This window comes from Streptomyces sp. NBC_00390 (assembly GCF_036057275.1).
GTDB lineage: Bacteria > Actinomycetota > Actinomycetes > Streptomycetales > Streptomycetaceae > Streptomyces.
Map to the genome: position 1 here is coordinate 6,993,376 of NZ_CP107945.1, position 12,584 is coordinate 7,005,959.

Annotated in this window: 11 protein-coding genes; 10 read left to right on the forward strand and 1 reads right to left on the reverse strand. The window is 70.2% G+C overall.

What is annotated here, in order from left to right:
• The first annotated feature begins 46 nt into the window (after positions 1-46).
• Genes OHS70_RS31050 through nusB form a run of 3 tightly spaced genes read left to right on the forward strand, consistent with a single transcriptional unit; the run spans position 47 to position 2,209 of the window.
• Positions 47-1,153 carry an aminopeptidase P family protein gene (locus OHS70_RS31050; protein WP_328402856.1) on the forward strand — a complete coding sequence of 369 codons (1,107 nt, stop codon included), beginning with the start codon at positions 47-49 and terminating at the stop codon, positions 1,151-1,153.
• 58 nt (positions 1,154-1,211) lie between these two features.
• On the forward strand, positions 1,212-1,778 hold the full coding sequence (gene efp / locus OHS70_RS31055) for an elongation factor P (RefSeq protein ID WP_328402858.1): 567 nt from the start codon (positions 1,212-1,214) through the stop codon (positions 1,776-1,778).
• Positions 1,779-1,780: 2 nt separating this feature from the next.
• Positions 1,781-2,209 (forward strand): transcription antitermination factor NusB, encoded by a 429-nt coding sequence (gene nusB, locus OHS70_RS31060; protein WP_328402860.1) that lies wholly within the window; start codon positions 1,781-1,783, stop codon positions 2,207-2,209.
• A gap of 459 nt (positions 2,210-2,668) precedes the next feature.
• Here nusB and bldD read toward each other — a convergent pair whose 3' ends face one another.
• On the reverse strand, positions 2,669-3,169 hold the full coding sequence (gene bldD, locus OHS70_RS31065; RefSeq protein WP_005319862.1) for a transcriptional regulator BldD: 501 nt from the start codon (positions 3,167-3,169) through the stop codon (positions 2,669-2,671).
• Positions 3,170-3,403: 234 nt separating this feature from the next.
• On the opposite strand from bldD, the gene pyrR reads away from it, so the two are divergent.
• The 7 genes from pyrR (at position 3,404) to OHS70_RS31100 (ending at position 12,556) form a co-directional block, all read left to right on the forward strand.
• Positions 3,404-3,982: a bifunctional pyr operon transcriptional regulator/uracil phosphoribosyltransferase PyrR gene (pyrR, locus tag OHS70_RS31070; RefSeq protein WP_328402863.1), complete on the forward strand. Its 579-nt coding sequence runs from the start codon at positions 3,404-3,406 to the stop codon at positions 3,980-3,982.
• A 92-nt stretch (positions 3,983-4,074) separates the two neighbouring features.
• Positions 4,075-5,049 carry an aspartate carbamoyltransferase catalytic subunit gene (locus tag OHS70_RS31075; protein WP_328402865.1) on the forward strand — a complete coding sequence of 325 codons (975 nt, stop codon included), beginning with the start codon at positions 4,075-4,077 and terminating at the stop codon, positions 5,047-5,049.
• A gap of 5 nt (positions 5,050-5,054) precedes the next feature.
• The gene (locus OHS70_RS31080; RefSeq protein WP_328402867.1) at positions 5,055-6,341 is read left to right on the forward strand and encodes a dihydroorotase; all 1,287 of its coding nucleotides are present in this window, start codon (positions 5,055-5,057) and stop codon (positions 6,339-6,341) included.
• Positions 6,338-6,940, forward strand: coding sequence for a PH-like domain-containing protein (locus OHS70_RS31085; protein WP_328402869.1), 603 nt, complete (start codon positions 6,338-6,340; stop codon positions 6,938-6,940). The genes OHS70_RS31080 and OHS70_RS31085 overlap by 4 nt, the downstream gene beginning before the upstream one ends.
• Positions 6,937-8,073 (forward strand): glutamine-hydrolyzing carbamoyl-phosphate synthase small subunit, encoded by a 1,137-nt coding sequence (gene carA / locus OHS70_RS31090; RefSeq protein WP_328402871.1) that lies wholly within the window; start codon positions 6,937-6,939, stop codon positions 8,071-8,073. Before OHS70_RS31085 ends, carA begins: the two co-directional genes overlap by 4 nt.
• Complete coding sequence (gene carB / locus OHS70_RS31095) at positions 8,066-11,374, forward strand: carbamoyl-phosphate synthase large subunit (RefSeq protein ID WP_328402873.1); 3,309 nt, start codon at positions 8,066-8,068, stop codon at positions 11,372-11,374. Before carA ends, carB begins: the two co-directional genes overlap by 8 nt.
• 57 nt (positions 11,375-11,431) lie before the next feature.
• Complete coding sequence (locus OHS70_RS31100) at positions 11,432-12,556, forward strand: quinone-dependent dihydroorotate dehydrogenase (RefSeq protein ID WP_328402875.1); 1,125 nt, start codon at positions 11,432-11,434, stop codon at positions 12,554-12,556.
• The last annotated feature ends 28 nt before the right edge of the window (positions 12,557-12,584 follow it).

The following is a 12,584-nucleotide window of genomic DNA, read 5'->3' on the forward strand; positions in this document are numbered from 1 at the left end:
ACGCGCTGACCGGGCCGAGCCGCCGCATCGCTCGTACGCTCGGAGAATGTCAGAGGTGTATGGCGTCCGCCGTAGCCGGCTGCGTGACCGGTGCGCCGCGACCGGTAGTGCCGCGGCCCTCGTCTCCCGGCCCGCCAACGTCCGCTACCTCGCGGGCGCTGCCCCGCCCGGTGCCGTGCTGCTGCTCGGGCCAGACGAGGACATGCTCCTGTGTCCCCGCACGCCCAGCGGCGACCCAGCCGACGGGCGACCCGACGAGGAGGTGCGGCTGACCGCCCTGCCCACCTCGGCCAGTGACGCGGCGGTCGCCGCCGCCGAGATGGCACGTGGCACCGGGGTGGAGTCGCTGGCCGTCGAGGAGCACCATCTGACCGTCGCCCGGCATCGCGCGCTGCGCTCCGTGGCGCCGCGGCTGCGTCTCGACGACCTCGCGCTCGCGGTCGAACAGCAGCGGATCGTCAAGGACGAGGACGAGATCGCCTGCCTGCGCATCGCCGCGGAGATCACCGACCAGGCCCTCGGCGAGCTGCTCGAATCCATCCTCGTCGGCCGTACCGAGCGGCATCTCGCGCTCGAGCTCGAACGGCGGCTCGTCGACCACGGCGCGGACGGGCCCGCCTTCGCGACCTCCGTGGCCACGGGGCCGAACGCCGGGCGGGCGGGGCACCGTCCCACCGACAGAAGGGTCGAGGAGGGTGACTTCCTCTCCGTCTGTCTCGGCGCCAACTACCGCGGCTACCGCTGCGAGATCGGCCGTACCTTCGTGATCGGCACGACGCCGGCGGACTGGCAGATCGAGCTGTACGAGCTCGTCTTCGCCGCTCAGCGGGCCGGCCGCGAGGCTCTGGTGCCCGGCGCGGCATACCGCGATGTGGACCGCGCCGCCCGCCAGATCCTCGACGGGGCCGGCCACGGCGGGGCCCTCGCGGCCCGCACGGGGCACGGCGTCGGGCTCGAAATCGACGAGGACCCGCAGCTGGCCCCTGCGGCCATGGGTAAACTGGACACTTGTGTGCCGGTCACCGTCGAACCGGGGGTTCACCTCCCTGGCCGGGGCGGCGTCCGGATCGATGACACGCTCGTCGTGCGCCAGGAGGCGGACGGCGGACCCGAGCTACTCACCATCACGACCAAGGAGCTGCTCGCGCTGTAGCGCGCCACAGGCAGCCACTGGGTCGTCCACCAGCGTCAGTCCAGGAGATTCCGCAACCGTGGCTTCCACGAACGACCTCAAGAACGGCATGGTGCTCAAGCTCGACAACGACCAGCTGTGGTCCGTCGTCGAGTTCCAGCACGTCAAGCCCGGCAAGGGCCCGGCCTTCGTGCGCACCAAGCTCAAGAACGTGCTCTCCGGCAAGATCGTCGACAAGACGTTCAACGCCGGTGTGAAGGTCGAGACGGCCACCGTCGACCGCCGCGACATGCAGTTCTCGTACATGGACGGCGAATACTTCGTCTTCATGGACATGCAGACCTACGACCAGCTGCATGTCTCGCGCGCCTCCGTCGGTGACGCCGCCAACTTCCTGATCGAGGGCTTCACCGCCACCGTCGCCACGCACGAGGGCGAGGTGCTCTACGTCGAGCTCCCGGCCGCCGTCGAGCTGGTCATCCAGGAGACCGAGCCGGGTGTCCAGGGCGACCGTTCCACCGGTGGCACCAAGCCGGCCACGCTGGAGACCGGTCACCAGATCCAGGTCCCGCTCTTCATCACCACCGGCGAGAAGATCAAGGTCGACACCCGCACGAGCGACTACCTCGGCCGGGTGAACAGCTAACCGTGGCTGCCCGCAACAAGGCCCGTAAGCGTGCCTTCCAGATCCTCTTCGAGGCCGATCAGCGCGGGGCGTCCGTGCAGACCGTCCTCGCGGACTGGGTCAGGCACTCGCGGTCCGACGACCGGCAGCCACCGGTCGCCGAATACACGATGGAGCTCGTCGAGGGGTACGCGCAGCACGCGGACCGCATCGACGAACTCATCAGCACCTACTCGGTCGGCTGGACGCTCGACCGGATGCCGGTCGTCGACCGGAACATCATCCGGCTCGGCGCGTTCGAGCTGGTGTGGATGGACGAGACCCCGGACGCTGTCGTGATCGACGAGGCGGTCCAGCTCGCCAAGGAGTTCTCCACCGACGAGTCTCCGTCGTTCGTGAACGGGCTGCTGGGCCGGTTCAAGGACCTCAAGCCGAGCCTGCGCCGCGACTAGCGGTGGCCGGTCTCATCAGGCCCGGAGCGGAAGGTTGTTCGCCTTCTGCTCCGGGCCTGATGCATGCCAAGGGGCGCTGCGGCCGGAGCGCCCCCGGCACACCCGGGAGCGAGAGGCGAACCGTCCCAGTGTGCTCGCCTGAGCCGTGGCCAAAGCTCGGCCGCCAGAGGGCCCGGCCGAGCCGATGCCGTGATCGCTGCCGCTGCGGCGCAGCCGGACGCCGGACGGCGCCGCGACGAGGTCGCCGTGGCGCCGCGCCGGGGGAGGGGGTGCGCCTCACGACCGGGGTGGCCCGTACTCCGCGAACCTGCCCGGGAGAGCCTGCTTCCGGAGGCGCTCGGCCGTCTTTACCGCGTCCGGGGACGGTCCGCAAACGGGACAGACGTCGGAGGGCGGACCCGGTCAGACCAGGCCCGCCCTCGGAGGTGACGTTTTTTCTGAAGCGATGGAGGCTGCTTCTCAGCTCTCCTCATGAGCCACGGCGCGGCGCGCGTCCGCGTCCAGCACGCCCCAGCTGATCAGCTGCTCGGTCAGGACCGAGGGCGACTGGTCGTAGATCACGGCCAGGGTGCGCAGGTCGTCCTGGCGGATCGACAGCACCTTGCCGTTGTAGTCACCACGCTGGGACTGGATCGTGGCCGCATAGCGCTGCAGCGGGCCGGCCTTCTCCTGGGGCACGTGCGCCAGGCGCTCCAGGTCCAGGACGAGCTTCGGCGGCGGCTCGGCGGCCCCGCCCGGCGTGGTGCCGGGAAGCAGTTCCTGTACCGGGACGCCGTAGAAGTCCGCCAGCTCGGCGAGCCGCTGCACGGTCACGGCACGGTCGCCGCGCTCGTACGACCCGACCACCACGGCCTTCCAGCGGCCCTGCGACTTCTCTTCCACACCGTGGAGGGAAAGGCCCTGCTGGGTGCGGATGGCGCGGAGCTTGGCCCCGAGCTGTTTTGCGTATTCGCTGGACATATAGCTCCCCGGACACTGTGTCGACGTGCGGCTCCGCCGCGCGGCTGGTCACTCACTGTGAGGTTACGCAGCGTGACTTGGGTGAGTCAAGCCGAACGGTCCGGACCGCTTTCGGCCGGCCGGGGTACCCGGGGCGGATCAGGAGCGGGCCGCGGGCCCTGGTAACGTGGGGGCCGCAATTTCCGGCGTCCTTTAAGGTCCGTCCCGTGAGGCGGAGAAGGAGGTCCGTTTCATATGGACACGCACAACAGCTCCGATGTGGCCCGCCCCGTCCTCGAGGCGCCCGACATCGCGCGGGTACTGACCCGCATCGCCCACGAGATCGTCGAACGCGCCAAGGGCGCCGACGACGTGGTGCTCCTCGGCATCCCGACCCGCGGGGTCCATCTCGCCCGCCGGCTCGCCGACAAGCTCGAATCGATCACCGGCCGCAAGACGGCGGTCGGCTCGCTCGACACCACGATGTACCGGGACGACCTGCGCATGCGGCCCGCCCGCGCGCTCGCCCGCACCGACATCCCCGGTGACGGCATCGACGGCCGCCTGGTCGTCCTCGTCGACGATGTTCTCTTCTCCGGCCGCACCATCCGTGCCGCCCTCGACGCGCTCGGCGACATCGGCCGCCCCCGCGCGGTGCAACTCGCCGTCCTCGTCGACCGCGGCCATCGTGAGCTGCCCATCCGCGCCGACTACGTCGGCAAGAACCTCCCCACGTCGCTGCGGGAGACGGTCATGGTCCAGCTCGCCGAGGAGGACGGTCGCGACACCGTGCTGCTCGGTGTGAAGGAGTCCGCCCCGGCAGGCGGGCAGTAGCACCCCCGTACGACCCACCCCTTGCGTACGGCGGGTCGCCCTGCGCGCCCTCATGTCGTCACAACCTCCACAGACCTGGAGATATCCCCCAGATGATGCGCCACCTCATCTCGGCCGCCGACCTCACCCGCGACGAAGCCGTCCTCATCCTCGACACCGCCGAGGAGATGGCCCGGGTCGCCGACCGGCCGATCAAGAAGCTTCCGACCCTGCGCGGCCGCACCGTCGTCAACCTCTTCTTCGAGGACTCGACCCGGACCCGGATCTCCTTCGAGGCCGCCGAGAAGCGCCTGTCCGCCGATGTGATCAACTTCAGCGCCAAGGGATCCTCGGTCTCCAAGGGCGAGTCCCTCAAGGACACCGCCCAGACCCTGGAGGCGATGGGCGTCGATGCCGTCGTCATCCGCCACGGCGCCTCCGGAGCCCCCTTCCGCCTCGCCACCTCCGGCTGGATCGACGCCGCCGTCATCAACGCGGGCGACGGCACCCACCAGCACCCCACGCAGGCCCTGCTCGACGCCTTCACCATGCGCCGCCGCCTGGTCGGCAAGGACGACGGGATCGGCCGGGACCTGGCCGGCAAGCGGATCACGATCGTCGGCGACATCCTGCACAGCCGCGTCGCCCGGTCCAATGTCGACCTGCTGCACACCCTCGGCGCCGAGGTCACCCTCGTCGCCCCGCCCACGCTGGTGCCGGTCGGAGTCGAGGCCTGGCCCTGCGAGGTCTCGTACGACCTGGACAGCACGCTGCCCAAGTCCGACGCCGTCATGATGCTGCGCGTCCAGCGCGAGCGGATGAACGCCGCCTTCTTCCCGACCGAGCGCGAGTACTCGCGCCGCTACGGCCTGGACGGCGATCGCATGGCGCGGATGCCCGAGCACGCCATCGTGATGCACCCCGGGCCGATGGTCCGCGGCATGGAGATCACCGCCGAGGTCGCCGACTCCGGCCGGTGCACGGTCGTCGAGCAGGTCGCCAACGGCGTGTCCATCCGCATGGCCGTCCTGTACCTGCTTCTGGGCGGCAACGAGCCGGCCACCACCACCCGTACCGAGGAGAAGTAAGAACCATGAGCAAGATCCTTATCCGTGGTGCGAAGGTGCTCGGGGGCGAGGCCCAGGACGTTCTGATCGACGGCGAGACCATCGCTCAGGTCGGGACGGGCATCGAGGCCGGCGACGCGGCGGTGGTCGAGGCCGAGGGCAGGATCCTGCTGCCCGGCCTCGTCGACCTGCACACCCACCTCCGTGAGCCCGGCCGCGAGGACTCCGAGACCGTCCTCACCGGTACGCGCGCGGCCGCAAGCGGCGGCTACACGGCCGTGTTCGCCATGGCCAACACCTTCCCGGTCGCCGACACCGCCGGCGTGGTCGAGCAGGTCTTCCGGCTCGGCAAGGAGTCCGGCTACTGCGACGTCCAGCCCATCGGGGCCGTCACCGTGGGACTCGAGGGCAAGAAGCTCGCCGAGCTCGGCGCGATGCACGACTCGGCGGCCGGTGTCACCGTCTTCTCCGACGACGGCAAGTGCGTCGACGACGCCGTGATCATGCGCCGCGCTCTGGAGTACGTGAAGGCCTTCGGCGGCGTGGTCGCGCAGCACGCGCAGGAACCCCGGCTGACCGAGGGCGCCCAGATGAACGAGGGCATCGTCTCCGCAGAGCTGGGCCTCGGCGGCTGGCCCGCCGTCGCCGAGGAGTCGGTCATCGCCCGCGACGTCCTGCTCGCCGAGCACGTCGGCTCCCGGGTGCACATCTGTCACCTGTCGACGGCCGGCTCGGTCGAGATCGTGCGCTGGGCCAAGTCCCGCGGGATCGACGTCACCGCCGAGGTCACCCCGCACCACCTGCTGCTGACCGACGAACTGGTCCGCTCGTACAACCCCGTCTACAAGGTCAACCCGCCGCTGCGCACCGAGCGCGACGTCCTGGCGCTGCGCGAGGCACTCGCCGACGGCACGATCGACATCGTCGCCACGGACCACGCCCCGCACCCGCACGAGGACAAGGACTGCGAGTGGGCCGCGGCCGCCATGGGCATGGTCGGCCTGGAGACGGCGCTGTCCGTCGTCCAGCAGACGATGGTCGAGACCGGGCTCCTGGACTGGGCCGGCGTCGCCGACCGGATGTCGTTCAAGCCCGCGCAGATCGGACAGGCCAAGGGGCACGGCCGTCCCGTCTCGGCAGGTGAGCCCGCGAACCTCACGCTGGTCGATCCGGCATACCGTGGAGTGGTGGACCCCGCGGGCTTCGCCTCCCGCAGCCGCAACACCCCCTACGAGGGCCGCGAGCTGCCCGGGCGCGTCACCCACACCTTCCTGCGGGGCCGGGCAACGGTCGTGGACGGGAAGCTGGCGTGACACCTGCACTGATCAATCTGGCCGCCGAGCAGAAGTCGGCGGAGGTGACCGACTGGGCCGCCCGCCTCTCCTGGGTCGCCGGGCTCCTGCTCTTCATCGCCTTCGTCTACTGGCTGATGCGCCAGGGCTGGAAGTGGCGCGGCAGCCTCCAGTCGGACCTGCCCGAGCTGCCCGGCGCGCCGGAAGAGCCGGGCGAGGCGAAGCTGACGATGAGCGGCCGCTACCACGGCTCGACGACCGCGGGGCAGTGGCTCGACCGGATCGTCGCCCACGGCCTGGGCGTCCGCAGCCGCGTCGAGCTCCGGCTCACCGACGCAGGCCTGGATGTCGTACGGCCCGGCGCACAGGACTTCTTCGTACCGAGTCACGCGCTGCGCGAGGCCCGCCTCGACAAGGGCATCGCGGGCAAGGTCCTCGCCGAGGGCGGACTGCTCGTCATCACCTGGGCGCACGGCGACAAACTGATCGACTCAGGGTTCCGCTCCGACCACGCGGCGGAACACGTCGCCTGGGTCGAGGCCCTGGCCGCCCTCATTCCGGGGACGACCCCCGGCACCCCCGAAGCCATGACCCACACGACGGAAGGCACCGCACGATGACGATCTCCACCCGGGGAGCCGGCAAAGCTCCCGCCGTACTCGTCCTGGAGGACGGCCGCACCTTCCGCGGCCGTGCCTACGGGGCCGTGGGGGAGACCTTCGGCGAGGCGGTGTTCAACACCGGTATGACCGGCTACCAGGAAACGCTCACCGACCCCTCATACCACCGCCAGGTGGTCGTGATGACCGCGCCGCACATCGGCAACACCGGCGTCAACGACGAGGACGACGAGTCGAAGAAGATCTGGGTCGCCGGATATGTCGTCCGCGACCCCGCGCGGGTCCGCTCCAACTGGCGCTCCCGGCGCACCCTCGACGACGAACTCGTCGCCCAGTCCATCGTCGGCATCAGCGGCATCGACACCCGGGCGCTCACCCGCCATCTGCGTGAGCGCGGCGCGATGCGCGTCGGCATCTTCTCCGGCGAGGCGCTGGCCGACGACGCGACCCTGCTCGCGAGGGTGCTCGAAGCCCCCGAGATGAAGGGCGCCGACCTCTCCGCCGAGGTCGCTACCACCGAGCCGTACGTCGTCCCCGCGATCGGTGAGAAGAAGTTCACCGTCGCCGCCATCGACCTCGGCATCAAGGGCATGACGCCGCACCGCATGGCCGAGCGCGGCATCGAGGTGCATGTCCTGCCCGCCACCGCCACCGCCGACGACGTGTACGCGGTGGGCCCGGACGGCGTCTTCCTCTCCAACGGTCCCGGCGACCCGGCCACCGCGGATGTGAGCGTCGTCCAGGCGGTCCTGGAGCGCAGGACCCCGCTGTTCGGCATCTGCTTCGGCAACCAGCTGCTCGGCCGCGCGCTGGGCTTCGGCACGTACAAGCTCAAGTACGGCCACCGGGGCATCAACCAGCCCGTGCAGGACCGCACGACCGGCAAGGTCGAGGTCACCGCGCACAACCACGGATTCGCCGTCGAGGCCCCGCTCGACAAGGTCTCCGACACCCCCTACGGCCGCGCCGAGGTCTCCCACGTCTGCCTGAACGACAACGTGGTGGAGGGCCTCCGGCTCCTCGACCAGCCGGCCTTCAGCGTCCAGTACCACCCCGAGGCGGCCGCTGGCCCGCACGACGCCGCGTACCTCTTCGACCGCTTCGTATCCCTGATGGAGGCCGAGCGTGCCTAAGCGCACCGATATCCAGTCCGTCCTGGTCATCGGCTCCGGCCCGATCGTCATCGGCCAGGCCGCCGAGTTCGACTACTCCGGCACCCAGGCCTGCCGCGTCCTCAAGTCCGAGGGCCTGCGGGTCATCCTGGTCAACTCCAACCCGGCCACGATCATGACCGACCCGGAGATCGCCGACGCCACCTACGTCGAGCCGATCACCCCCGAGTTCGTCGAGAAGATCATCGCCAAGGAGCGCCCCGACGCGCTGCTGCCCACCCTCGGCGGACAGACCGCGCTCAACACCGCCATCTCCATGCACGAGCAGGGTGTGCTGGAGAAGTACGGCGTCGAGCTGATCGGCGCCAATGTCGAGGCGATCAACAAGGGCGAGGACCGCGACCTGTTCAAGGGCGTCGTCGAAGCCGTCAACGCCAAGATCGGCCACGGCGAGTCCGCCCGCTCGGTCATCTGCCACTCCATGGACGACGTCCTCGGGGGCGTCGAGACCCTCGGCGGCTACCCCGTCGTCGTCCGCCCCTCCTTCACCATGGGCGGCGCCGGCTCCGGCTTCGCCCACGACGAGGGCGAGCTGCGCCGTATCGCCGGCCAGGGACTGACGCTCTCCCCGACCACCGAGGTGCTCCTGGAGGAGTCCATCCTCGGCTGGAAGGAGTACGAGCTGGAGCTGATGCGCGACAAGCACGACAACGTCGTGGTCGTCTGCTCCATCGAGAACTTCGACCCGATGGGCGTGCACACCGGCGACTCGATCACCGTCGCCCCCGCGATGACGCTGACCGACCGCGAGTACCAGCGGCTGCGCGACATCGGTATCGCGATCATCCGTGAGGTCGGCGTCGACACCGGCGGCTGCAACATCCAGTTCGCGGTCAACCCGGACGACGGCCGGATCATCGTCATCGAGATGAACCCCCGCGTCTCACGGTCCTCGGCGCTCGCGTCCAAGGCCACCGGCTTCCCGATCGCCAAGATCGCCGCGAAGCTCGCCGTCGGCTACACGCTGGACGAGATCCCGAACGACATCACCGAGAAGACCCCGGCCTCCTTCGAGCCGACCCTCGACTATGTCGTGGTCAAGGCCCCGCGGTTCGCCTTCGAGAAGTTCCCGTCCGCGGACGCCACCCTCACCACCACCATGAAGTCGGTCGGCGAGGCCATGGCCATCGGCCGCAACTTCACCGAGGCACTGCAGAAGGCCCTGCGCTCCCTGGAGAAGAAGGGCAGCCAGTTCTCCTTCACCGGGGAGGCGGGCGACAAGGACGAGCTGCTGCGCGAGGCCGTGCGCCCCACGGACGGCCGTATCAACACCGTCATGCAGGCCATCCGCGCGGGCGCGAGTCCCGAGGAGGTCTTCGAGGCGACGAAGATCGACCCGTGGTTCGTCGACCAGCTCTTCCTGATCAAGGAGTACGCGGACGAGCTCGCCGCAGCCGAGAAGCTCGACCCCGAGCTGCTGGCCGAGGCCAAGCGCCACGGTTTCTCCGACGCCCAGATCGGCGAGATCCGCGGGCTGCGCGAGGAGGTGGTGCGCGAGGTACGGCACGCGCTCGGCATCCGCCCGGTCTACAAGACGGTCGACACCTGCGCCGCCGAGTTCGCCGCCAGGACGCCGTACTTCTACTCCTCCTACGACGAGGAGAGCGAGGTCGCGCCGCGCACCAAGCCGGCCGTGATCATTCTCGGCTCGGGTCCGAACCGTATCGGCCAGGGCATCGAGTTCGACTACTCCTGTGTCCACGCCTCCTTCGCGCTGAGCGACGCGGGCTACGAGACCGTGATGGTCAACTGCAACCCGGAGACCGTCTCCACCGACTACGACACCTCCGACCGGCTCTACTTCGAGCCGCTCACCCTGGAGGACGTGCTGGAGATCGTCCACGCGGAGTCGCTCGCCGGCCCGATCGCCGGTGTCGTCGTCCAGCTCGGCGGCCAGACCCCGCTCGGCCTCGCCCAGGCCCTCAAGGACAACGGCGTACCGGTCGTCGGCACGCCCCCGGAGGCCATCCACGCCGCCGAGGACCGCGGCGCCTTCGGCCGAGTGCTCGCCGAGGCCGGACTGCCCGCCCCCAAGCACGGGACCGCCACCACCTTCGCCGGTGCCAAGGCCATCGCCGACGAGATCGGCTACCCCGTGCTGGTACGCCCGTCGTACGTGCTCGGCGGCCGCGGCATGGAGATCGTGTACGACGAGGCGCGTCTGGAGACGTACATCGCCGAGTCCACCGAGATCTCCCCGAGCCGCCCGGTCCTCGTCGACCGGTTCCTCGACGACGCGATCGAGATCGACGTCGATGCGCTGTACGACGGCACCGAGCTCTACCTCGGCGGCGTGATGGAGCACATCGAGGAGGCCGGTATCCACTCCGGTGATTCCGCCTGTGCGCTGCCCCCGATCACGCTGGGCGGCTTCGACGTCAAGCGCCTGCGCGCCTCCACCGAGGCGATCGCCAAGGGCGTCGGCGTCCGCGGGCTGATCAACATCCAGTTCGCGATGGCCGGCGACATCCTCTACGTCCTCGAGGCCAACCCGCGCGCCTCCCGGACCGTCCCCTTCACCTCGAAGGCGACCGCGGTGCCGCTGGCCAAGGCCGCCGCCCGCATCTCGCTGGGCGCGACCATCGCGGAACTGCGTGCCGAGGGCCTCCTCCCGGCGCACGGCGACGGCGGCACGCTCCCCATGGACGCCCCGATCTCCGTCAAGGAGGCGGTCATGCCGTGGTCGCGCTTCCGCGACATCCACGGCCGCGGCGTCGACACCATCCTCGGCCCGGAGATGCGCTCCACCGGTGAGGTCATGGGCATCGACTCGGTCTTCGGCACGGCGTACGCCAAGTCGCAGGCCGGTGCGTACGGCCCGTTGCCCACGAAGGGCCGCGCGTTCATCTCGGTCGCCAACCGCGACAAGCGCTCGATGATCTTCCCGGCGCGTGAGCTGGTCGCCCACGGCTTCGAGCTGCTCGCCACCTCCGGCACGGCCGAGGTGCTCAAGCGCAACGGCATCCACGCCACCATCGTGCGCAAGCAGTCCGAGGGCGAGGGCCCGAACGGCGAGCGGACCATCGTCCAGCTGATCCACGACGGCGATGTCGACCTCATCGTCAACACCCCGTACGGCACCGGAGGCCGCCTCGACGGCTACGACATCCGTACGGCTGCGGTGGCCCGCTCCGTGCCGTGCCTGACGACGGTGCAGGCGCTCGCCGCCGCCGTCCAGGGCATCGACGCGCTCAACCACGGCGACGTGGGCGTGCGTTCACTTCAGGAACACGCGGAACACCTGACCGCGGCCCGCGACTAGCAACCGAGAGGGGGACACCGGAAACGGTGTCCCCCTCCTCATGAGGACACCGCTGAGATGTACAAATTCTTCTTCAACCTGGTCTTCAAGCGGATGGACCCCGAGGAGGCCCACTACCTGGCCTTCCGCTGGATCCGGCTCGCGGTCCGCATCCCCGTGCTGCGGACCTTCGTCGCCGCCGCTTTCGCCCCGCGCTACAAGGAGCTGCGCACCGAGGCACTCGGCCTGCGGATGCACGGCCCCTTCGGGCTGGCGGCCGGCTTCGACAAGAACGCCGTCGCCATCGACGGCATGGCGATGCTCGGCTTCGACCACATCGAGATCGGCACGGTCACGGCGCAGCCCCAGCCCGGCAACCCCAAGAAGCGCCTCTTCCGGCTGGTACCGGACCGTGCGCTGATCAACCGCATGGGCTTCAACAACGAGGGTTCGGCAGCCGTCGCCGCGCGCCTCGCCGCCCGCAAGGCGACCCTCGGCACGAAGCGCGGCCGGACCATCGTCGGGGTCAACATCGGCAAGACCAAGGTCGTCCCGGAGGCCGAGGCCGTCGGCGACTACGTCACCTCCACCGAGCGCCTGGCCGCCCACGCCGACTATCTCGTCGTCAACGTCAGCTCGCCCAACACCCCCGGGCTGCGCAACCTCCAGGCGACCGAGTCGCTGCGCCCCCTGCTCACCGCCGTACGCGAGGCCGCCGACCGCGCGGTCACCGACCGCCGGGTCCCGCTGCTCGTCAAGATCGCCCCCGATCTCGCCGACGAGGACGTCGACGCCGTCGCCGATCTCGCGGTCGAGCTGGGCCTGGACGGCATCATCGCCACCAACACCACGATCGCGCGCGACGGACTGGGCCTGAAGTCCTCGCCCGAGCTGATCAAGGAGACCGGCGGCCTGTCCGGCGCTCCCGTCAAGGCACGCTCTGTGGCGGTGCTGCGCCGTCTGTACGCCCGCGTCGGGGACCGGATCACGCTCGTCGGCGTGGGCGGCATCGAGAACGCCGAGGACGCCTGGCAGCGCATCCTGGCCGGGGCCACGCTCGTCCAGGGCTACAGCGCCTTCGTCTACGAGGGCCCGTTCTACGCCCGCGCGATCCACAAGGGCCTCGCCGCGCGCCTCGCGGCCAGCCCGTACGCCACTCTCGCCGAGGCGGTAGGGGCCGCCGCCGCGAAGAACCACGGGTGAGCGCACCCGGAGGCGTCCTGCGGCCGCC

Coding starts and splice junctions, on each gene's coding strand:
- bldD (WP_005319862.1), bottom strand. CDS start 3,169: ATGTCCAGCGAATACGCAAAACAGCTCGGGGCCAAGCTCCGCGCCATC.
- OHS70_RS31050 (WP_328402856.1), top strand. CDS start 47: ATGTCAGAGGTGTATGGCGTCCGCCGTAGCCGGCTGCGTGACCGGTGC.
- OHS70_RS31075 (WP_328402865.1), top strand. CDS start 4,075: ATGATGCGCCACCTCATCTCGGCCGCCGACCTCACCCGCGACGAAGCC.
- OHS70_RS31100 (WP_328402875.1), top strand. CDS start 11,432: ATGTACAAATTCTTCTTCAACCTGGTCTTCAAGCGGATGGACCCCGAG.
- pyrR (WP_328402863.1), top strand. CDS start 3,404: ATGGACACGCACAACAGCTCCGATGTGGCCCGCCCCGTCCTCGAGGCG.
- OHS70_RS31080 (WP_328402867.1), top strand. CDS start 5,055: ATGAGCAAGATCCTTATCCGTGGTGCGAAGGTGCTCGGGGGCGAGGCC.
- carA (WP_328402871.1), top strand. CDS start 6,937: ATGACGATCTCCACCCGGGGAGCCGGCAAAGCTCCCGCCGTACTCGTC.